This is a genomic window from Actinomyces sp. oral taxon 849 str. F0330 (assembly GCF_000239715.1).
Taxonomy (GTDB): Bacteria; Actinomycetota; Actinomycetes; order Actinomycetales; family Actinomycetaceae; genus Actinomyces; species Actinomyces johnsonii.
On the sequence record NZ_JH470353.1, the window covers coordinates 168,436 to 188,569 of the forward strand.

16 protein-coding genes and 2 pseudogenes are annotated in these 20,134 nt (G+C 63.8%); 3 read left to right on the plus strand and 15 right to left on the minus strand.

Going from position 1 to position 20,134, the window contains the following annotated elements; genetic code table 11:
• From HMPREF0975_RS09370 to HMPREF0975_RS09390, 5 genes are all read right to left on the minus strand, one after another.
• Positions 1–1,571, minus strand: a 1,571-nt coding sequence (locus tag HMPREF0975_RS09370) for a proline dehydrogenase family protein (RefSeq protein WP_009233913.1), incomplete at its 3' end; no start/stop codon positions are given.
• A 217-nt stretch (positions 1,572–1,788) separates the two neighbouring features.
• Positions 1,789–3,081: a GTPase Era gene (era, locus tag HMPREF0975_RS09375; protein WP_009233914.1), complete on the minus strand. Its 1,293-nt coding sequence runs from the start codon at positions 3,079–3,081 to the stop codon at positions 1,789–1,791.
• Complete coding sequence (locus tag HMPREF0975_RS09380; protein WP_009233915.1) at positions 3,074–4,360, minus strand: hemolysin family protein; 1,287 nt, start codon at positions 4,358–4,360, stop codon at positions 3,074–3,076. Before HMPREF0975_RS09380 ends, era begins: the two co-directional genes overlap by 8 nt.
• A 7-nt stretch (positions 4,361–4,367) precedes the next feature.
• Entirely contained in the window at positions 4,368–4,826 is a 459-nt protein-coding gene (gene ybeY, locus HMPREF0975_RS09385; RefSeq protein ID WP_009233916.1) for an rRNA maturation RNase YbeY, read from the minus strand.
• Complete coding sequence (locus HMPREF0975_RS09390; RefSeq protein WP_049939721.1) at positions 4,816–5,889, minus strand: PhoH family protein; 1,074 nt, start codon at positions 5,887–5,889, stop codon at positions 4,816–4,818. The genes ybeY and HMPREF0975_RS09390 overlap by 11 nt, the downstream gene beginning before the upstream one ends.
• Before the next feature lie 356 nt (positions 5,890–6,245).
• On the opposite strand from HMPREF0975_RS09390, the gene HMPREF0975_RS14895 reads away from it, so the two are divergent.
• On the plus strand, positions 6,246–7,943 hold the full coding sequence (locus HMPREF0975_RS14895; RefSeq protein ID WP_009233918.1) for a pentapeptide repeat-containing protein: 1,698 nt from the start codon (positions 6,246–6,248) through the stop codon (positions 7,941–7,943).
• A 517-nt stretch (positions 7,944–8,460) separates the two neighbouring features.
• Here HMPREF0975_RS14895 and HMPREF0975_RS09395 read toward each other — a convergent pair.
• The 7 genes and pseudogenes from HMPREF0975_RS09395 to HMPREF0975_RS09415 form a co-directional block, all read right to left on the minus strand.
• A pseudogene (locus HMPREF0975_RS09395) lies at positions 8,461–8,874 on the minus strand (EamA family transporter); the annotation flags it as partial.
• Between the two features lie 362 nt (positions 8,875–9,236).
• Positions 9,237–9,443 (minus strand): annotated as a pseudogene (locus HMPREF0975_RS14900) (EamA family transporter); the annotation flags it as partial.
• Positions 9,444–9,616: 173 nt separating this feature from the next.
• On the minus strand, positions 9,617–11,584 hold the full coding sequence (locus HMPREF0975_RS15615) for a hypothetical protein (RefSeq protein WP_198009166.1): 1,968 nt from the start codon (positions 11,582–11,584) through the stop codon (positions 9,617–9,619).
• Positions 11,585–11,756: 172 nt separating this feature from the next.
• On the minus strand, positions 11,757–12,629 hold the full coding sequence (locus HMPREF0975_RS09400; RefSeq protein WP_009233922.1) for an EamA family transporter: 873 nt from the start codon (positions 12,627–12,629) through the stop codon (positions 11,757–11,759).
• Positions 12,630–12,716: 87 nt separating this feature from the next.
• Positions 12,717–13,463, minus strand: a complete 747-nt coding sequence (locus HMPREF0975_RS09405; RefSeq protein ID WP_009233923.1) for an ABC transporter permease — start codon at positions 13,461–13,463, stop codon at positions 12,717–12,719.
• Positions 13,463–14,296 (minus strand): ABC transporter ATP-binding protein, encoded by an 834-nt coding sequence (locus HMPREF0975_RS09410; RefSeq protein ID WP_198009167.1) that lies wholly within the window; start codon positions 14,294–14,296, stop codon positions 13,463–13,465. Before HMPREF0975_RS09410 ends, HMPREF0975_RS09405 begins: the two co-directional genes overlap by 1 nt.
• A 209-nt stretch (positions 14,297–14,505) precedes the next feature.
• Positions 14,506–15,123: a TetR/AcrR family transcriptional regulator gene (locus HMPREF0975_RS09415; protein ID WP_009233925.1), complete on the minus strand. Its 618-nt coding sequence runs from the start codon at positions 15,121–15,123 to the stop codon at positions 14,506–14,508.
• Between the two features lie 391 nt (positions 15,124–15,514).
• Between HMPREF0975_RS09415 and HMPREF0975_RS14905 the strand changes: the two genes are divergently transcribed.
• Positions 15,515–15,784: a ribbon-helix-helix protein, CopG family gene (locus HMPREF0975_RS14905; RefSeq protein WP_021607858.1), complete on the plus strand. Its 270-nt coding sequence runs from the start codon at positions 15,515–15,517 to the stop codon at positions 15,782–15,784.
• A gap of 84 nt (positions 15,785–15,868) precedes the next feature.
• Here the strand turns inward: HMPREF0975_RS14905 and HMPREF0975_RS09420 are convergent, their stop codons facing one another.
• Positions 15,869–16,681 (minus strand): 16S rRNA (uracil(1498)-N(3))-methyltransferase, encoded by an 813-nt coding sequence (locus HMPREF0975_RS09420; RefSeq protein ID WP_009233926.1) that lies wholly within the window; start codon positions 16,679–16,681, stop codon positions 15,869–15,871.
• A gap of 60 nt (positions 16,682–16,741) precedes the next feature.
• Between HMPREF0975_RS09420 and HMPREF0975_RS09425 the strand changes: the two genes are divergently transcribed.
• Entirely contained in the window at positions 16,742–17,551 is an 810-nt protein-coding gene (locus HMPREF0975_RS09425) for a YggS family pyridoxal phosphate-dependent enzyme (protein WP_009233927.1), read from the plus strand.
• Between the two features lie 34 nt (positions 17,552–17,585).
• On the opposite strand, the gene dnaJ is transcribed toward HMPREF0975_RS09425, so the two are convergent.
• Positions 17,586–18,710 carry a molecular chaperone DnaJ gene (gene dnaJ, locus HMPREF0975_RS09430; protein WP_009233928.1) on the minus strand — a complete coding sequence of 375 codons (1,125 nt, stop codon included), beginning with the start codon at positions 18,708–18,710 and terminating at the stop codon, positions 17,586–17,588.
• Positions 18,711–18,814: 104 nt separating this feature from the next.
• Positions 18,815–19,897 (minus strand): heat-inducible transcriptional repressor HrcA, encoded by a 1,083-nt coding sequence (hrcA, locus tag HMPREF0975_RS09435; protein ID WP_009233929.1) that lies wholly within the window; start codon positions 19,895–19,897, stop codon positions 18,815–18,817.
• Positions 19,898–20,134: the final 237 nt, after the last annotated feature.

Consider the following 20,134-nt stretch of genomic DNA (forward strand, 5'->3'; position numbering starts at 1 on the left):
GCGGCGGCGATGTCCCGGGCCCACTGGCGGTTGGCGGCCAGGGCGGGGTCGGAGTCCGGCTCGGAGACGAAGCGGCGGTGTGCGCGCTCCTCCAGGGTGCCGGTTTCCTCGGGCACGCCGGCCTCCCGCTCGGCCAGGCGGTCCTGGCGGCGGTTGGGCTCGGGCACCGGGGCGTCCGGGTCGAGATCGGCCAGGGCGGCCAGGAAGCGGTCGCGCTCGCGGTCGAAGACCGCCTCGTCAGCGGCCAGGTCGAAGACGCCGGACATGAAGTTCTCGGGTGCTGCGTTCTCCTCCAGGCGGCGCACCAGGTAGGAGATGGCGACGTCGAACTCGTGGGGGTCGACGACGGGCACGTAGAGCAGCAGGTGGCCGGTGTCGCGGCGCACGACCTCTTGCAGACCGGTGGCCATCCCGGAGAGCATCTCGAACTCGACGCTGTCCTCGACACCGCGCGCGGCGCGCAGCTCGTAGGCGAAGGCGATGTCGAACAGGTTCTGGCCTGCCACCCCCAGGCGGATCGCGCGGGTGCGCTCGGGCGTCATCGCCCAGGAGAGCATGCGCTTGTAGTTGGTGTCGGTGGCCTGTTTGGAGGGCCAGGTGGTCAGCTCCCAGCCGTGGATCTCTGCGTCGATCTTCTCCATAGACAAGTTGGCGCCCTTGACAACGCGGACCTTGATGCGCGAACCGCCCGCGGCCACGCGCCGGGAGGCCCACTCCTGGAGGCGCTGCATGGCGCCCAGGGAGTCGGGCAGGTAGGCCTGCAGAACGATGCCGGCCTCGTAGCAGCGCATGTCCTCCTGGTCGAGGATCGCGGTGAACACGGCGATCGTCAGGTCCAGGTCCTTGTAGTCCTCCATGTCCAGGTTGAGGAAGGTGCCGTGGTCGCGGGCCAGGCGGTAGAGGGGCAGGAGGGCCTGGACGCCGTGGGCGACGACCTCCTCGAAGCCCCAGGGGTTGTGCGGTCCGGTGACGGCGGAGACCTTGACCGAGACGTAGTCGACGTCGTCGCGGGTCACCAGGCGGGATACCTCGGCCAGACGGCGGGCGGCCTCCTTCTCCCCCAGGACGGCTTCGCCCAGGAGGTTGACGTTGAGGCGGTTGCCGCCCTTGCGCAGGCGGGCGAGCGCCGGGCCCAGTCCCTTGTCGGTGGCGTCGACGACGAGGTCGCCGACGATCTCCCGGAAGACCCTCCGGGCGATGGCCGTGACCGTGCGCGGGGCGAGGCGGGAGGCCGTCGACCCCATGCCCATGGCCCCGGCCAGGGCGGGAGGCAGGAAGTCTGTGCGGCCTGCGGACAGGCGCTTGAGGGCGTCGCCGGCGACGTCGAGATCCGTGGGGCGCACGACGTCGTCGACGAAGCGGGTGGTGAAGGTCAGGCCGTCGGGGTCGGCGAGGATACGGGACAGGAGCTTGGCCGAGCGGGGTGTGGGCTCGGAGGCCGACTCGTCAGCCCATCGGCGCGCTCGGGCGACGGCCTTCTCCCCGAGTTGCCACAGGTCATCGGGGCAGCGGCGCCTTTCAGTGGGCGCGTCAGTGCGTTGGGGCGGGCTGGGAACGGCGGTGTTCGGCATGCGTGGGCCTCCAGACTCGGATCGGTATCAGACACTCATAGTGTGCGGTACAACACCCTTTGTGCGCGACCGATTCGCAACACGAGCCGCTGGCATTCCGCAAGACACTTAAGTCCTAAGCAAGCGTTAGACGGGTCCTATGCCGGTCCGTCGTCGCCCACGGTGTCCCGCAGGAGCGGCGGCGGGTCTCGGCCTCCCCTGTGGGAAACCGGGAATCCTAGAACCCGAGGCGGGCCAGGGCCTTGGGGTCGGACTGCCAGTCCTTGGCGGTGCGCACGTGCAGGTCGAGGTAAACCTTGCGGCCCAGCAGCTTCTCGATGCCCTTACGGGCGTTGACGCCCACCTCCTTGAGGCGCCGGCCGCCCTTGCCGATGACGATGGCCTTCTGGGAGTCGCGCTCGACGACGAGGCTCACGCGTACCTGGAGGCGCCCACCCACCCCCTTGATGCGGCCGACCTCGCGTTCATCGTCGGGGTCGGCGATCTCGTCGACGATGACGGCCAAAGAGTGGGGCAGTTCGTCGCGCACGCCCTCCAGGGCGGCCTCGCGCACGAGCTCGGCGATCATGACCTGCTGGGGTTCGTCGGTGATCTCACCCGTGGGGTACAGCGGCGGGGACAGCGGCATGTGCCCCAGCAGGACCTCCTCCAGGACGTCGATCTGCTCGTCGCGCTTGGCCGAGACCGGGACGATGTCGGCCCACTCCCCCAGCTGGTCGACGGCCAGGAGCTGGGCGGCCAGGGCCTCTCGGGTAACGGTGTCGGCCTTGGTGACCACGGCGACCACGGGGGTGCGCAGTTCGGCGAGGTCGCGGGTGATGAAGCGGTCGCCCGGGCCGATCTTCTCGTTGGCGGGGATGCAGAAGACGACGACGTCGACGTCGGTGAGGGTCTCGCGCACCAGGTCGTTGAGGCGCTTGCCCAGCAGGGTGCGGGGTCGGTGGAGGCCGGGGGTGTCGACCAGGACGATCTGCGCTTTCTCCTTGTGGATGACGCCGCGCACGTTGTGGCGGGTGGTCTGGGGGCGCCCGGAGGTGATGGCGATCTTGGTGCCGACCATGGCGTTGGTGAGGGTGGATTTGCCGGCGTTGGGGCGTCCCACGATGCAGGCGAAGCCGGCGCGGAAGTCCTCCGGGAAGTCGGGGACGACGATCTCGACGCGGGTCGATTCGGCCGGGTCGAGCGCGGAGTCGGCGTTCTCTTCGTCCAGGATCGGGAAGCCGTCTGCGTCCAGCCGGGCGGCGACGTCGGAGTCGTCGGGCTCGCCCTCAGTCTCGTCTCCGGTCTCGTCCTCGTCGTCGACGTCGTCCTCGTCGGGATCAGTGAGGGGGTTGGGGCCGTCCATGAGCTCGGCATCCGTGGGGAAGCGGAAGCCGGCCGGGGCGGGGCCGGGCTCGGGCATCTCGAGGGGCTCGGCTAAGAGCGCCTCGGCGGCTTCCTCGGGCGCCTGGGGCTGGTCGTCGCGGGCTGCGGGGGCGGTGTGTTCGGTGCGATCGGCGGTGTCAGTCATCGGTGTCCTCTTCGGGGGCGGGTGTGCGGGAGGCGAGAATGGTGGCCACCTGGCGGCGGCGCCCGGCGGTCTCCTCGGCCAGGAGGTGGACGCCCTGGATGTCTCCGGCGGCGCCGGGCAGGGGGACGCGGCCGATGGCCTTGGTGAGCAGGCCGCCGGCGGTGTCGACGTCGTCGTCGTCGATCTCGAGGTCGAAGAGCTCGCCGAGCTCGTCCAGGGCGAGGCGGGCGGGGACACGGTAGGTGCCGGGGGTGACCTCGACGACCTCGGGCAGCTCGGGGTCGTGCTCATCGGTGAGTTCGCCGACGACCTCCTCCAGGAGGTCCTCCATGGTGACGAGCCCGGCGGTGCCGCCGTACTCGTCGACGGCCAGGGCCATGTGGAAGCGGCCGGTCTGCATCTCGCGCAGGAGGTCGTCGGCGGGTTTCATCTCGGGGACGTACTCGGCGTCCCGGACGAATCCGGCCACGGCCAACTCCTCGTGCTCGGGGTGGGCGGCCAGGCGGCGCAGGACGTCCTTGAGGTAGAGGATGCCGCGCACGTCGTCGGCGTCCTCCCCGATGACCGGCACGCGTGAGTAGCCGGAGCGGATGAATAGGCGCATGGCGGCGGAGGCGGGCTTGTGGGCGTCGATGGTGACCATGTCGGTGCGCGGGACCATGACCTCGCGCACGAGGGTCTGGCCGAGCTCGACGACCGAGCGCATCATCTCGCGGTCCTCGTCCTCGATGGTGTCGGTCTCGCCGATCTCGTCGATCATCTCGCGCAGGTCTTCGTTGACGGCCTCGCGGGTCTCGGCATCGGTGGGAGCGGACTCGGGGCGGCGGGTGCGCGAGAGGAGGCGGCGCTGCGGGACGGCCAGGACGTCGACCCAGGTGAGCAGGCCGCCCAGGGCGAGCAGGGTGCCAGCGGGGCTGCGCCAGCCGTAGGTACGTGGAGAGAAGCCGACGACGACGCCCAGCAGGATGATGTTGGCCAGCAGCGCCAGGGCCAGGACCTGCCACCAGGCGCGCACGAGCCCGGAGGCGGCCAGGGTGATGAGGACGGCGGCGAGCATGTCGACGGCGACGCGGGCGACGCTGAGGGAGGCCAGGACCCGGGTGCGGTGCTCGGCGAGGCGACGGACCCGGGCGGCTCCGCGGCGCCCCTCCTCGACGAGGTCGTCGGCGGCGGCCCGAGTGAAGCCCAGCAATGCGGACTCGCCGGCCGACAGCAGGGCGCCCAGGGCCAGGACGATGACCGCGCAGGCGATGAGCGCCGCAGTGGGGATACCGGTCACGCGGGCCTCACTTGCCGCGCTCGGCCAGGAAGGTCAGCAGGAGGCGGCGCTGGAGGTCGAACATCTCCTTCTTCTCCTCGGGCTCGGCGTGGTCGTAGCCCAGGAGGTGGAGGATGCCGTGGACGGTGAGCAGGAGCATCTCCTCGACCGCCGAGTGCCCGGCGGCCAGGGCCTGCTTGGCGGCGACCTGCGGGCACAGGACGATGTCGCCCAGGGTCCCGGCGGGGGTGGGCGAGTCGGCTGAGCCGGGGCGCAGCTCGTCCATGGGGAAGCTCATGACGTCGGTGGGGCCGGGCAGGTCGAGCCAGCGCACGTGGAGCTCTTCCATGGGCTCGGGGTCGATGAACATGATGTTGAGTTCGGCGGCGGGGCTGACGTGCATGGCGGTCAGGACGTGGTCGGCGAGGTCCGCGAACTCGGCGGCGTCGATGACGGTGGTGGTCTCGTTGATGACCTCAGTGGTCATGCGGGTTCCTCTCCGAGTGGGGCCGGGCGGGGCGGTTGCTGCTCCCCCGACGGTACTGGCTGTTGCGGCCACTGCGGCCAGGGGGACCGGCGGGTCGGGTGGCGGCGGCCTGGGCGGCGGACTCGGCGTCGTGGCGGGCATAGGCCTCGATAATGCGGCCCACGAGGCGGTGGCGCACGACGTCGGCCGATCCGAGCTCGCAGAAGCTGATGCCCTCGACCCCGGCGAGGATCCTGCGCACGACGATGAGGCCGGACTCGCGTCCGCCGGGCAGGTCGACCTGGGAGATGTCTCCGGTGACGACCATGCGCGAGCCGAAGCCGAGGCGGGTGAGGAACATCTTCATCTGCTCAGGGCTGGTGTTCTGGGCCTCGTCGAGGATGACGAAGGCGTCGTTGAGGGTGCGTCCGCGCATGTAGGCCAGGGGAGCAACCTCGATGGTGCCGGCGGCCATGAGGCGGGGCAGGGCATCGGGCTCGAGCATGTCGTGGAGAGCGTCGTAAAGGGGGCGCAGGTAGGGGTCGATCTTGTCGGTAAGGCTGCCGGGCAGGAAGCCGAGGTTCTCACCGGCCTCGACGGCGGGACGGGTGAGGATGATGCGCGAGACGCGTTTGCGGGCCAGGGCGTCGACGGCCTTGGCCATGGCCAGGTAGGTCTTGCCGGTGCCGGCGGGGCCGATACCGAAGGTGATGGTGGATTCCTCGATGGCGTCGGTGTAGGCCTTCTGACCGAGCGACTTAGGGCGGATGGTGCGGCCGTGGGAGGTGAGAATGTCGTCGGTGAGGACCTCGGTGGGGCGGATGGAGGTCTCCAGCAGGCCGACGGCACGTTCGACGGCGTCCGCGGTCAGGGGCGTGCCGGTGCGGGCGACGTCGATGAGCTCGGAGAGGAGGACGACGACGGTGTCGACGCGTGCAGCGGGGCCGGAGATGGTGACGGCGGTGCCGCGCACGTGGATGTCGACGTCGGTGAAGCCCTTCTCGATAGCGCGCAGGACCTCGTCCCGGGCGCCCAGGAGGGTCACCGGGGCGACGTCCTCAGGCAGGGTGAGGGTGCGGACCACGGTGGAGTCGGGGGTAGTGGAGGTGGGCTGAGCAGCAATGCTGGGCGGCCGGGAGGACAGTGGTGTGGAGGGCGCCGCTGACATGCCAGAGACGGCAGGGTTCTGGCCAGCAGGAGGTTCGGTGGGCGTAGAGGAGGCGTCTGTCATCGTGCCTCGATCGTACTGTGTCTGCCTGCACCGAGTCTCATTGAAGCCATCAAGATTCAGACGCACGGTAAGATGCCCGCGAAAAAGCCATTCGCAACTCACTTCAGTCACCCGTCAACCACCATTAGAGAAGAAGGAATCTCACACAAACACCCCACCAACCTCGAACCTATCAGACTAACATACCTCCCCCAACACGAAAGACAAGAATGACAAGCCTTGAACATCCTAATGATGCAATCATAAACTGGATTCGCTCACATAAGAAATTAATCTACCTCACAGCCGATTTGTCGATTATCATCCTTACACTCACATCAATTCATATTCTAAGACTTACGGGCTGGCTAACACAAAACGCCTGGGCAGCAATTTTCTACATTAGCGCATTGACCGTTGTCGCAAAACAATTATTAAGACACAGGAGATCTTTACTCCTAGCCATCACATTCTGGGTTCTCCTTAGCATCGGCTGCTACACAACACTAAGCTGGATATGGGGAGGACGGTTTCTTGCTGGATGGACAAGTGAACAGTCACTAAACTTCAAAGAACTATTATCGAGCACCCTTACCGCAGTTGGCGGAATAGGTGCGGTCGGATACCTCGTTATCAAGTATCGCGAACAAGCCAGCGCAGAGCGAGCGGAGGTTCATCAGAATGAGGGCGAAGCCGACAAAAAACTAACTGCTGCCGTCCAGCAGTTGGGTTCCAACTCACCTCAAGTTCGCATCGCCGGAGTATATGCGCTAGCCGATGTGGCCGACACCTATGAGGGCCCCTACCATCAGCGCGTTGTCGACATCCTCTGCGGCTACTTGCGCACCGACCGACTCCTCAAGGACGCGAACGGAGATACACGGTACGCGACCAACGAGGACGGATCCCCGAATTACAGCCTCCCTATTAGCGCAGACAATCCAGTCGAATCCACGATCCTCTCCGTATTGGCGAGCCACCTCCGCTCATCCACTACAGCGGAAGCAAAACATCAGAGTCGCGGCCCCTGGAGTATCTGCACTCTTGACATCCATGGTGCTCACATCACGGAACACGTTAACTTTGACTACGCTCAGATAGGAGAAATCGACGCACACGGTATTCAACTCACACAAGGGGCAAGCTTTACGCAAACGAAGTTCACAAACCGCGCTAGTTTCGACAATTCCACGTTCACTCAAATAGCAAACTTTTGGAAATCTAAGTTCGAGAATGAAGTTAGCTTTCGAGGCACAACCTTTAAACAAGTCGCCTTCTTTGCAGAGAATTCCTTCAAGCAGGAAGTTGATTTTAGTGAAGCATCGTTTACTCAAGAAGTAAACTTTAGGGGAACGCAATTTTTGCGAACAACTGATTTCCGACATGCCTCTTTCAAAGAAAAAACCGACTTCAGCGCTGTTAGTTTCACTCAAACACCCCGATTATTTGAAGCCATCTTCAGTAGGTTAATTACATTTGAAGACGCTACATTCATGCAAACAGCTGATTTTCGCAACACCACCTTTAAGGGGCGAACCATCTTTATAAACTGCACCTTCCAGGGGAAAACTAAGTTTACGGCTACGACTTTCCATCAAGACGCTAGTTTCCAGAACGCAAGTTTCATGCTGACCACGGATTTCGGGGGAGTTAGTTTCATCCATAGTGTCAACTTTTCAGAATGCACCTTCAAAAACGCAGTTGAATTCACATCTAGTAACTTCTCTGGTGACGCAATATTTGAAGACACCACCTTCATGCTAGATGCCGAGTTCACAGCAGCTTCCTTCGCAAATCAACCAAGTTTTGAAAAAGCAAGGTTTAACTTCAGCCTGAAAGGTGCACACAGAATCATTTTTCCCGAGCAAGTTAATCTAAACAACAACAGCCTCCCACCGGGGGCGGAATGGTCCGGAAGTCAAATCTAAACAACTTCTACGCCTCCGTAAAGCAAAAAAGTGATCGGCAACATAACTGAAACAACAGAACAGTATCCACTAATTACTTTGCGGGAAATTGAAAGCAGCTGATTCACATACAACTGGTGACGGTAGTTCCGGCACCGTAATCTCGAAAGACTCCAGGTTAGCTACCCCAATGGAGAACAACACCGGGAAGATTGAGGAAGAAATCTCACCCAAGTTACACTTCACAAACTAAGCATCAACACTGAGGAGCACTGCTCAACCAAAGGTCCAGCTAGCCATCAAAATAAAAGTCCATACTGCGCACATAGAACGCACTAAAAGTTTTCCTGTAGCACCCCATTCAGGATACACGAAACTAAAACGATCAAAATTTCGTCGACCGAGTGAGAATGGCGAAACAAATACCCAGATCCATTTATGTCGAGCTGGCTAGTAAGGCACAAAGTCGAAGCACTAAGTACAGTCGTCCGAACGACCAATTCCTCCAACCAAGCACCATGACATCTGATGGGAGAGCTCAGAGGGTCACCATCGCAAGAGTCCCACCGACGAGCAGCGTTAGCCCCACGAGGTAGCGCCTGTTGACAGACTCCCTCAGGACGAGGGAGGAGAAGGGGACGGTGACCAGGACGCTCAGCTTGTCGATGGGGACCATCACACTAGCCGGGTCGTCTCGGAGAACCCGGTAGTAGCAGAGCCACAAGGCGCAGGTCACAGCCCCGGATGCGAGGACGAAGCCGAGCTCCCCGCGCGGCACAGCGCGGACCTCGTGGAGTTTTTCGGTGACAGCGACCATTACCCAGGCCATAACGAGGACCACCCCGGTGAGGATCGCGGTACCGAGGTTGGACTCCACTCCCGTAATGCCGGCCCTGCCGAGGATCGCAGTGAGTGCGGCGAACAAGCCTGAACTGAACGCATAAAGCAGCCAGCACCGTCATCGTCTAACTACCGACGCCAGCCACCGCACCCGCTACGTCTCGGCGATCTCGTCGACCGCGTGAGGAGGCGATGTGCGTGCCCAGGCATGGGGCCACCCAGAGCGGTAAGCACGTCAAGTCACTAAGTCAACGCTCAAATCATTAAGCTGGATCGCTAAATCACCACGTCGGATCACTAAGTCGGCTTGTCAAGGTATCAAGAGGAGGTACTAGGACGCCGAGCCGAAGCACTAAGACACTAAAGTCAGGGCACCAAGTCGAGGCACTAAGACACCAAGTAGAGGCACCAAGTACGAACGTCCTACCCAGCGCTCCAAGTACGTCTGACACCAAACCTTCTGGTGAGCAATTCTCAAACGATCAGCATAGCAAGAGTCCCACCGACGAGCAGGGCAAGTCCGACGAGGTACTGCCTGCTGACAGCCTCGCGCAGGACGAGGGAGGAGAAGAGGACGGTGACCAGGACACTCAGTTTATCAATGGGGACGACTACGCTGGCGGGGCAGTCCTGGAGCATCGGGTAGTAGTATAGTCAGGAGACACAGGTCGTAGCCCCCGAAGGCGGCTCCGGAGCCGAACTGCCCACAAGGCATTACGCTAACTTGTAACACTATGCCCAATTGGGTTGGTAAATTACTCCGGATGAAACAAATCAGGGATGACGACAGTTTTTACTTGCTCTGCTTACTCGCAGAACGACAAATAAAATACCTCACGCACCACAGTACCATACTAGTTCGTCATGGTATTACGCGGATGTCTGCCAATGTATCCAATGACGATCTTACCAAGTTGCTGAACACAGTCTCGAAAGTAGATTCGCGGGCTCACCGTGCCCTTTGTTTGGATAACAATATGGGAGTACATTGTGGCCTTCCCCGAAGGGTCCACCTCCTTAGGTACACTAAAAGTACGTTCCGGAGCATACTTTTTAGAACCTTTCACGATGTCGGATTCGTTAGCGCGATAACGGTCGGCCGAAATAGCCCAGGCCTCGCCGTAACCGTCTTTGAGATACTCTCGTAATCCACCAAAAAACTTTTTTCCCTTTTCTGTTCGACGAAATTCGCAGTAGTCATCAAGCATGGCAAGGCTTTGCCAGGTCTGAGATAACCAAGTGCCACTCTTGTCTCGTTCGGCAATATACATCATCTTCTTCCAGTCACACATAAATATCAAGTTTGGAAATTTTTCTTTTCCAAATACTTGAATCTCTTCCCACTGTTCCAATTCCTGTACGTAGCGACGTTCTGGAGCACCCCAAGAACCACTTACATCTAAACCATTCTCGGCCAGCAAACGACGAGCCTCATCTAATTGGTAAGTAAGTGTGCGAACCCTATCTGAAGAATTTCGAGCCTCTTCGTCTTTAATTAGCCACTCAAATTGTTGACTCTCTAGCTCCTCTTTGTGTCGAGACTCCATTTCTTGAACCATTTCATTATAGTTGACAATGTTGTCTTCGATAGTATGTTCAAGTCTTTGAATTGACGAGTTAGCGCGCTGCAACGAATCCCTTAGCAGTGCTGCCGCAGCTTGAAGCCGATCTCGTTCAGATCGCAGTTCAGCATTTTCGTTAAGTAAGTTAACTAGTTGCTCGTCTTTGACTGTTTCCGTAACAGAACCTTGGAGTTCATCCCTAACATGATTTCGTTTTTCAATCGAGGTTACTTTTGCCTGTTCTCCAATGACACTGGTTTGTGACAAAATAGTTGCAGTTCCAGGCGCTACAGGGTTCGCAGGAAGCTCGACAGCGTTGCTTCCCGGATGAGTTGCACGATCAAGTTCTCGCGCAGTCACCACATCGAGACGCCGCAAAAATTTTCCAATAGTCTGAGTATTGGCATGCTCTCGACAGAGACGACCATACATGCGACTAAGGTACGGGGCGGTAGATTGTATAAGTCTTTGCGCAGACAGTACACGGTGCCTCAACCCATCTTGAGGGTCTGTAGGATCAATCGGAGGCCTAAAAGTCCTTGGAGAGTATGGAGAGATTTGATGTCCGTTCGACACACTGGCATTGAATTCTTCAGCGGACGTCTTATCGAGCACATATACGGATGCTTGCCCAATTGTCTGAGCCGTCAGTTCGGTCATAATTTTTTGCCAGTACGTAGGATCGACTGTGCCATCCTCAGCACAGATAATGACAAGGGAACGCCTACGAGAATCGGTCATCCCCTCGATCAAGGCGTTTACTCCCTCACCTCCACGTAAATAGGTAGGTTTAGCCCCCATGACTAAGCCATGCTCACTACAGGAGTACGCCTCGAGGATACGCTGAACGAGCTTAGGTCTCGCAGTCCAGTGCGGTTTTCCTTCATTTTTCTGATCTGGTGGTGAGTCGATCTCGATGGCGACTGTGGGTTTAGCTCGGTCATCAGTGAAATCAAAACCGACGAGCAGTGAGGTCACCCATTGCTCGTCACCTCTCGGCGCGTCAAAGTAAATTAGTTTGGCGTAGTCAACTCCTGCACCCGTTCGGTTGCGGGTATAAATTGCCCGATCACCTCCCGGAAACCTCTGCTCATGAAGTGGTTCCAGATCCTCAACGCTTTTAAGCCTTTTCTGACTCCGCATCCAGGCGAACCCTTCACCGAGGAGCGCATCGACGGCCTTTTCACGATCCAAACCGAGCTGCGGATCTAGTTCTACAGAGAAACTGCTGCGATAGCCGAGCATGGAGGTGTCCTTCATTGGAGCAGATAATGGTGCAGGAAGATGTTACGCCCCGTTTTCGGCTACAGCTACCCTTGGAATGTATCCAAGCCATTTACAATCATCTAGTTATAAGGTAAGTTGTTGACGGTGTCACTTCCCCTAGAATGCGCTTTGACATGTCGTGCATCTCGAGCCGTAGAGGGGATTCTCACTGGACCGCCATCGCAAGGGTCCCACCGACGAGCAGCGCCAGCCCGACGAGGTACCGCCTGCTGACAGCCTCCCGCAAGACGAGGGCGGAGAAGAGGACGGTGACCAGCACGCTCAGTTTGTCGATGGGGACCACCACGCTGGCGGGACCATCCTGGAGCGCCCGGTAGTAGCAGAGCCAGGAAGCACACGTCGCAGCCCCGGAGGCCAGGACGAAGCCGAGCTCCCCGCGCGGCACAGCGCGGACCTCCCGGAGTTTTCCGGTGACGGCGACCATCACCCAGGCCATCACCAGGACCACCCCGGTGCGGATCGCGGTACCGAGGTTGGACTCCACTCCCGTGATGCCGGCCTTGCCGAGGATCGCAGTGAGCGCGGCGAAGAAGGCTGAACCGAGCGCGTAGAGCAGCCAGCCTCCGCCGTCGTGCACGGCCCGGGGCAGGCCGCGCAGGTCATCGGCGTCGAGCATCAGCAACGTCCCGACCGCGATGAGCACAACCCCGAACGCCCCGATGAGGCTCACCCTCTCCCCTAAGAAGATGAGGGCGAGTAGCACCGTCAGCACCGTGCTCAGCTTGTCGATCGGCACCACCTTGCTAACGCTGCCGAGCTGGAGCGCCTTGAAGTAGCACAGCCAGGAGGCCCCTGTCGCCAGCCCCGAAAGCACCAGCAGCCCCGTGCTGCGGACGTTGAGGTGGACCAGCTCGGCCTGCGAGCCGACAACGAACACCATGCCCCAGGCGCCCGCCAGCACCACGAAAGTGCGCAGCGCCGTCGCTACGGTCGAGTCAGTGGTGCGGATCCCCTCCTTGGCCAGGACGGCGGTGATGCCGGCAAAAAGTGCTGAGCCGCAGGCGAAGACGATCCACATAAGGCAACCCTAACCCCGTCCGACACCACCGCACGGCGGGCACGAAAGTCCTTACCCTCGTGCCTGCCGTTGCTGACTCTTCCCTGTTCAGCGGGTCTTGCGCGGCACGGTGGATGCCGCCACCCCCAGGACCACCAGACCGAAGCAGACCAGATAGGCCAGGTATCGGAAGAAATCGTCTGAGGGCTCGCTGGCCGTCGTGAGCTCGGTGACGGCATCGACCTCCCAGCTCATGGGCAGGGCGTCACCGACCACCTCCAGGGCGCGCGGCAGCTGGTCGCGGCTGACCAGGAGCCCGCAGAGGAACAGCTGGGGTGCAATCACCACCGGCATGAACTGGACGGCCTGGAACTCGGTGCGTGCGAAGGCTGAGACCAGCAGCCCCAGGGACACCCCGACGAAGGCGTCGACCAGGGCGGTGAGCACCACCCACCCCCAGGCGGCGGAGATGTCCACGTCCAGGCCCCAGGCGGCCACGGCGCACAGGATGAGGGACTGGATGACGGCGGTCAGTGCGAAGGCGGTGGCGTAGCCGAACAGGAGGTCGGCCCGGTGGATCGGGGTGGTCCACAGTCGCTCCAGGGTGCCGCTCACGCGCTCGCGCAGCATGGCGACGCTGGTGACCAGGAACATGACCGTGGTCGGCAGGATCGCCATCATGGAGACCGCGATGTGGTTGAACAGCAGGTCCGCACCGGGGTAGTCGCGGTAGACGAAGTACAGCAGGGTCAGCAGCGCGGCGGGCACGATCGCGATGAGGCCGACCGTGCGCCGGTCGGCGCGCAACTGGGTGAGGATGCGGCGGGTGGTGGCCAGGTAGGTGCGCAGGTTCATCAGCGCTGCCCTCCCTTCTGCTCGGGCTGGCTCTCGGACTCGGCGATGACGGTCAGGAAGGCGGCGTCGACCGTGTCCGCCCCGGTGCTGGCCAGGAGGTCCTTGGCCGTGGTGGTGGCCAGGATGCGGCCCTGGCGCATGAGGAGGACCTGGTCGCAGCGGAAGGCCTCGTCCATGACGTGGCTGGAGACCAGGAGGGTGGCGCCGCGCTCGGCCAGGGCGTGGAAGGTGGTCCACAGCTCCTCGCGGGTGACCGGGTCCAGGCCGACGGTGGGCTCATCCATGACGAGCAGGTCAGGATCGGCCACGAGCGCGCAGGCCAGGCTCACACGTCCGGCCTCGCCACCGGAGTAGGTGGACACGGCCCGGTCCGCCAGGGCGGTGAGCCCGACAACGTCGAGGATTTCGTCCAGGTCGCGGGCCCGGCTGCCGGCCAGGGAGGCGAAGTAGCGCAGGTTCTGGCGGGCCGTCAGGTCGGTGTAGACGGCCTGGTCCTGGGTGACGTAGCCGACCCGACCGCGCACGGCGCCGGCGCCCGGTGCGTGCCCGAGGACCTCGACCTGTCCGCGGTAGCGCTGGACGCCGACGATGGTGCGCATGAGGGTGGTCTTGCCGCAGCCCGAGGGGCCGAGCAGGCCGGTGATGGTGCCGGACTCCAGGTTCAGGTCCAGGCCGTGGAGGATCTCCTTGCGCCCGCGGTTCACGCGCAGGTCCTTCGCAGTGACGGCCAACGACGTTGAGCCGGTTGCAGCTGCGGAGTTTGAGCCTGAGTCGTGCGATCGGCTGCTGGCCCCCGACTCCCGGGGCGCGTCTCCTTCATCGCTTTTCATCATGTGATGAATATAGGTCGACAGCGACCCGCTGTCCAGAGCCTGGAGCCGGAAAACTGTCCGTATGGGACGACTTTGAACGGCCCTTCAGCCAGGGCAGTTCACATCTGTGCAGGTCAGAGCAGCTTAGCTTGGTTCCAAGCCAGAAACGCGGCTTCAAAGTCGTCCCATATGGACAAAACTCGGCTGGAGACCTCAACCGATCTCAGCGATCAGGCTGGATTGGCGACGTCCGGCAGGTCGTCGAAGGCGTAGCGCTGGATGGTGGGGGCCACGAGCGCAACAACGGCCTCAACATCGAGGCCGGCGATGTGGTCCATGTGGGCGACCCAGCGGGCCAGGCCGAGCCCGATGATCTGGCTGGCGATGAGCTGGGCGCGCAGCTGGGGCCGGTCGGGGCAGAAATGGGTGACGATCGGCGAGAGGACCCCGGTGGCGATGAAGTCACGGAAGGGCCCGATCGTGGCCCCTTGGCCGAGCGCGGCATGGATGACCGCCGTGAAGCGGTCCGCGCCCGCCTTATCCCACAAGGTAATGAAGGCGCGCACGATCCCCTCCCCCAGCTGCTCGGGTTCGAGCTCGGTGATGGCGGCCGCCCGGTGCATGAGATTGGCGTCGACTCCGGCGGTCGACTCGATGACGGCCTTGGCGAAGAGCGTGGCCCGGTCCGGGAAGTAGTGGTGGACCAGAGCCGGGTCGACGCCGGCGTCACGCGCGATACCACGCAGCGAGGTCTGGTAGCCGTCGCGGGCGAAGGCGGTTCGGGCCGCCGCCAGAATGGCCTCGCGCGTATCCGGGCTCCCCGCCGGCCGCCGCCCCCGCGGGTTCATCGCTCACTCGTCTCGCTCATAGACAGAGCATGCCCGCAAGCCGCCCCATTGGGAAGCGACCCCACGACACGACATGTTAGAATTTTGTCTAACAAAACATGTCGGCAGGGGGATGTGCGGATGTTGGACAGGATCACCGTTCATCCTCGCATTACCCGCCGTCACCCTGACATACAGGTCGCAGACGTTGAGTCCGCCTGGCGCAGCGCCATCGCAGTCCGCCGAAGAAACTATGACCCACCTGAGTACTACGCAGCAGCCGGAGCAGGCTCTCATGGACGGCTGCTCGAGATGGTTGGAGTGGAACTCGACGATGGCAGCCTACTGATTTTCACGCCATGAGACTCACCGACAAGATGGCTCAGGAACTACAGGTCAGAAGGGAGAGCACATGAGCACCTATAAGACGAAGAGTGGAGCCACGCTCACTGACGACGAGATCGAGCGACTTGGTGAGGCAGCAGAACAAGGAGAGTATCCCGGTACTCCAGGAGAGTTCATTGTTTCTCCAGGCAGGCCTCGACTCTCAGACGAGGATCTTGTCACCATCGCCTTCAAAGTGCCACGCTCACATCGAGACGCACTGGACCGTAGGGCTGAGGCGCAGGGCGAAACTCGCAGTCAGTTCATGCGAGAAGCACTCGAAAGAGCACTAGCCTGAAGCAAGCAGCGTCCACGCTGACACCACGTTCGTCAGCCAGCCGACTCAGCTCCTCCGATCTCCACAAGGATCGTCACCATCACCTCACTCCCACAGGCCGCTGGTGTGGGCGAGGACGGCCAGGGCGACAGGGCCGGCTGAGGCGGTGCGCATGACGTGGGGGCCCAACCGCACCGTCATCGCCCCGGCGGCCTCCAGGGCCGCCGTCTCCTCGGGGCTGATACCGCCCTCGGGGCCGACAACGACGGCCAGCACCAGCGGCGCCGCCCCTGGGGCGGGCAGGCGCATGGACTCCATCGCGGTGCTGATCGGTGTGCCCGCCTCCTCGTGCAGGACCAGCACCACTCCCCCGTTCTGGACCGTCTTCCCCACCCAGTCGACCAGCGCCCGGGTGTCCCGGACCTCCTCGACCTCGGGAACGCGGGCGCGCCGGGCTTGCTTGGCGGCCTGGAGCGCCGTGGCCTGCCAGCGCTGGCGCCCCTTGGCCTGCTTGGCCCCCTGCCACACGGACACGCAGCGCTCGGACTGCCAGGGAAGAACCAGCTCCGCCCCGACCTCGGTGGCGGTCTCGACGGCCTGCTCATCGCGCCCGCCCTTGGCCAGAGCCTGGACGAGGGTGAGCCGCAGCGGAGGCGCCGGCTCCTCGATCCGTTGCAGGACCCGCACGGCCAGACGATCCTTGGCCCCGCCGACGCCGGCCCCGGTCACCTCGCACATCAAGCGCAGGCCGGTTCCGTCAACGAGGTCCACGTGTTCCTCGGAGCGCAGGCGCCGCACGGTTACGGCGTGTCGGGCCTCAGGTCCGGTGAGCATGAGGATGGTCCCGGGCTGGGCAGACGCGGGGGCGTCGGCGGGCTCGATGGTCTTGGGGGTGAAGAGGAAGACGGGTGCGGTCACGCCCCCAGCCTACGGGCGGTGTCGAACCGGCGGCCGCTGCCGGTGCTAGCGTCGGATAACATGACCGATCCCTCAGCCGCCTCCCGCTGCCCGCAGTCCCCACCCGCCACTTCGGCGCCCGCATACACCACTGCCATCACGGTGGAGGACTTCCACCGCAATCTGGCCGCCATCCGCGCCCGGATCGACGCCGCCGCCGAGCGCGCTGGCCGGGATGCCGCCGAGATCCGTCTGCTGCCGGTCTCCAAGACGGTCCCCGAGGAGCGCCTGCGCACTGCCTTCGCCGCGGGCATCACCCAGATGGGGGAGAACAAGGTCCAAGAAGCCCAGCGCAAAAGCGAGAACCTGGCGGACCTGGGCATCTCCTGGTCGGTCATCGGCCACCTGCAGACCAACAAGGCCAAGAACGTGGCCGCCTTCGCCGACGAGTTCCAGGCACTGGACTCCCTGCGCCTGGCCGAGACCCTCGACCGCCGTCTCCAGGCGAATGGGCGAGGCCTGGACGTCTACGTGCAGGTCAACTCCTCGGGCGAGCCCAGCAAGTTCGGGCTGGAACCGGCCGACGTAGCCGCCTTCCTCGCCGCGCTGCCGTCCTACTCCTCGCTGCGGGTGCGCGGGCTCATGACGCTCGCCGCCCACACCGACGACGCGGCGCGGGTGCGCGAGTGCTTCCGCATCATGCGCCAGCTGCGCGACTCCGCCCTCCAGGCCGGCACCGTCGGCGACGGGCTGCTGTCCATGGGGATGAGCGGCGACTTCGAGGCCGCCATCGAGGGCGGCTCCACCTGCGTGCGCGTGGGGCAGGCGATCTTCGGGGCCCGGGCCACCCCGGACTCCCACTACTGGCCCGAGTCCCCTCAGACCAAATAGCCGCAGGCAGGAAACCGGGCTGCGGGCCGTGTCCTCAGCGCCCGGAGAAGCGCTCCTTGAGCTTGCCCATAACGCTGGAGTCGCGCACGGGCTCGACGTCATCCTCCCCGCGCAGGCGGGCCAGCTCGGCCAGCAGCTCGCGCTGACGGTCGTCCAGGCGTGTGGGGGTCTCCACGACGATGGACACGTGCAGGTCCCCGCGGCCCTTGCGGCGCAGCCGCCCCACGCCCAGACCGTCGAGCACGACCTCATCCCCGGGTTGGCTGCCGGCCTTGACGGTGACGTTCTGCTCGCCGTCGAGGGTCTGCAGGGGGAATACGGCGCCCAGGGCGGCCGCGGTCATGGGCACGCGCAGCTCGGTGTAGAGGTCGTCACCGTCGCGCTCGAGGAACTCGTGCGGCTTCTCGTGGATCTCCAGGTAGAGGTCGCCGTTGGGGCCGCCGGCCGGGCCGGCCTCGCCGCGCCCAGACATGCGGATGCGGGTTCCGGTGGAAACCCCGGCCGGGATGGAGACCTCCAGGTCCTGGCGCACGCGGGTGCGCCCCTCGCCGGAGCAGTCCTTGCAGGGGGTGACGATGACGGTGCCGTAGCCTTGGCAGCCCGGGCACGGCGAGGAGGTCATTACCTGCCCCAGTAGGGTGCGGGTCATGCGCTGGACGTTGCCGACGCCGTTGCACTGCGAGCAGGTGACCGGCTCGGTGCCGGGCGCGCAGCACGAGCCCCCGCAAGCGGTGCAGGTGGCGTAGGTGTCGATCGGGATGGAGCGGCTCGCCCCGAACGCGACGTCGGAGAGCTCTACGTCCACGGCCACGAGGGAGTCCTGGCCGCGCCGGGCCCGGGAGGCCGGTCCGCGGCTGGCCGCTCCCCCGCCGAAGAAGGATTGGAAGATGCCGCCCAGGTCGCCGAAGTCGGCGCCGGCGAACCCTCCGCCGAAGCCTCCCCCGCCACGTACCGCGTCCTCGCCGCCCAGGTCGTACATCTGGCGCTTGTCGGCGTCGGAGAGGACCTCGTAGGCGGTGGAGACCTCCTTGAACTCATCCTCGTGGCCGGGACCGGCGACGTCGGGATGCAACTGGCGGGCCTTCTTGCGGTAGGCCCTCTTGATCTCCTCGGAGGTGGCGTCGCGGCTGACGCCGAGGACCTCGTAGTAGTTGCTCACTGCGTTCTTCCTTTACGGCTACGTCTTTTGCGGTGGATGTCTGGGAATATGTGATGAAGCGCCTGACTGAATGACTCCGCCGGCGGGTTCGCTCCGACCGGCCCTCACGTCTCCGGTGGTGACAGGAACCTGGACAGGTAGCGGGCCACGGCCCTCACAGCGGTCATGGTGGCCGGGTAGTCCATGCGGGTGGGGCCGATGACGCCGAGGTGGGCGACGGCCTCGCCGCTCCCCGGCCCGTAGGTGGTGGTGACGACGGAGGCCTCGGCCAGGGCGTCATCGTTGTTCTCCGAGCCGATGCTCACGCGCATCCGGTTCTCACCGGTCGGGGAGTCATCGGCGGTGAACAGCCGCAACAGCACCACCTGTTCCTCGATGGCGTCCAAGAGCGGCCCCAGGGAGGAGAAGTCCGGGGTGGAGCGGGCCAGGTTCGCGGTTCCGGCGACGACGAGCCGCTCCTCGGCGTCGGGGCGCAGCGCGTCGATGAGCTCGTCGGCCACGGCATCGAGTAGGTGGCGTTCGTCGGCGGTGGCCTGCTCGGCCAGGGCGGCCAGGATGGGGCCGACGTCAGCGGCCCGATTGCCGACGAGGGCTCCATTGAGGCGGGTGCGCAGACGTTCCAGGACGAGGGGGTCGACGACGTCGGTGACGTCGAAACCCCCGTCGCGGCGGTTACCCGCGGCGGTCCGGGTTCTGAGGGTCACGGTGCGCTGGTCGACGCGTCCGGTATCAGTGATGATGACCAGCAGGATGCGCTCGGGTCCCAGGGCGACGAGCTCGAGGTGCTGTAGGGCAGCGTATCTGAGGCTGGGGTACTCGACGACGGCGAGCTGGCCGGTCAGCTGGGCCAGGGCCCGCACGGTGCGGGCCACGACTTGCTCCAGGTCGACCGCTCCGGACAGGAGCGCGGTGATGGCGGCGCGCTCAGGGGCGGACAGGGGCTTGATGCGGGCGACCTCGTCGACGAAGCGCCGGTAGCCCTTCTGGGTGGGCACACGTCCGGCCGACGTGTGCGGCTGATGGATGTAGCCCTCATCCTCCAGGGCGGCCATGTCGTTGCGGATAGTGGCAGGGGACACGCCCAGGCGGTAGCGCTCCACGAGGGCCTTGGAACCCACGGGCTCGCGGGTGCGCACGTAGTCGGTGACGATGGCGGACAGGACCTTGAGACGTCGGTCGTTGGCCATGGGTCCTCCTCTCCCTCGTCAGTGCCGGGACACGATCGATGCCGCTGCGGGCGCGGTGCTGGTGCACTGCCGCCCGCACGCCGGTGCGAGCCGGCGAGCGATTAGCACTCACCCCGCGTGAGTGCCATCCTACGCCGTGGTCCGGCGGGTCCAACGCCGCAAGGCCGTGAGTTTCCCCTACCGTGCCGAGGGTGAACACGCCCGCCCCGTACCGCTCCCCCGTTCCCGGTTCGACCG

Excerpts from the sequence above, each read along its gene's own strand:
- era (WP_009233914.1), bottom strand. The coding sequence starts at position 3,081 with ATGACTGACACCGCCGATCGCACCGAACACACCGCCCCCGCAGCCCGC.
- ybeY (WP_009233916.1), bottom strand. The coding sequence starts at position 4,826 with ATGACCACTGAGGTCATCAACGAGACCACCACCGTCATCGACGCCGCC.
- HMPREF0975_RS14895 (WP_009233918.1), top strand. The coding sequence starts at position 6,246 with ATGACAAGCCTTGAACATCCTAATGATGCAATCATAAACTGGATTCGC.
- HMPREF0975_RS15615 (WP_198009166.1), bottom strand. The coding sequence starts at position 11,584 with ATGAAGGACACCTCCATGCTCGGCTATCGCAGCAGTTTCTCTGTAGAA.
- HMPREF0975_RS09400 (WP_009233922.1), bottom strand. The coding sequence starts at position 12,629 with ATGTGGATCGTCTTCGCCTGCGGCTCAGCACTTTTTGCCGGCATCACC.
- HMPREF0975_RS09405 (WP_009233923.1), bottom strand. The coding sequence starts at position 13,463 with ATGAACCTGCGCACCTACCTGGCCACCACCCGCCGCATCCTCACCCAG.
- HMPREF0975_RS09410 (WP_198009167.1), bottom strand. The coding sequence starts at position 14,296 with ATGATGAAAAGCGATGAAGGAGACGCGCCCCGGGAGTCGGGGGCCAGC.
- HMPREF0975_RS09415 (WP_009233925.1), bottom strand. The coding sequence starts at position 15,123 with ATGAACCCGCGGGGGCGGCGGCCGGCGGGGAGCCCGGATACGCGCGAG.
- HMPREF0975_RS14905 (WP_021607858.1), top strand. The coding sequence starts at position 15,515 with ATGAGCACCTATAAGACGAAGAGTGGAGCCACGCTCACTGACGACGAG.
- HMPREF0975_RS09425 (WP_009233927.1), top strand. The coding sequence starts at position 16,742 with ATGACCGATCCCTCAGCCGCCTCCCGCTGCCCGCAGTCCCCACCCGCC.
- hrcA (WP_009233929.1), bottom strand. The coding sequence starts at position 19,897 with ATGGCCAACGACCGACGTCTCAAGGTCCTGTCCGCCATCGTCACCGAC.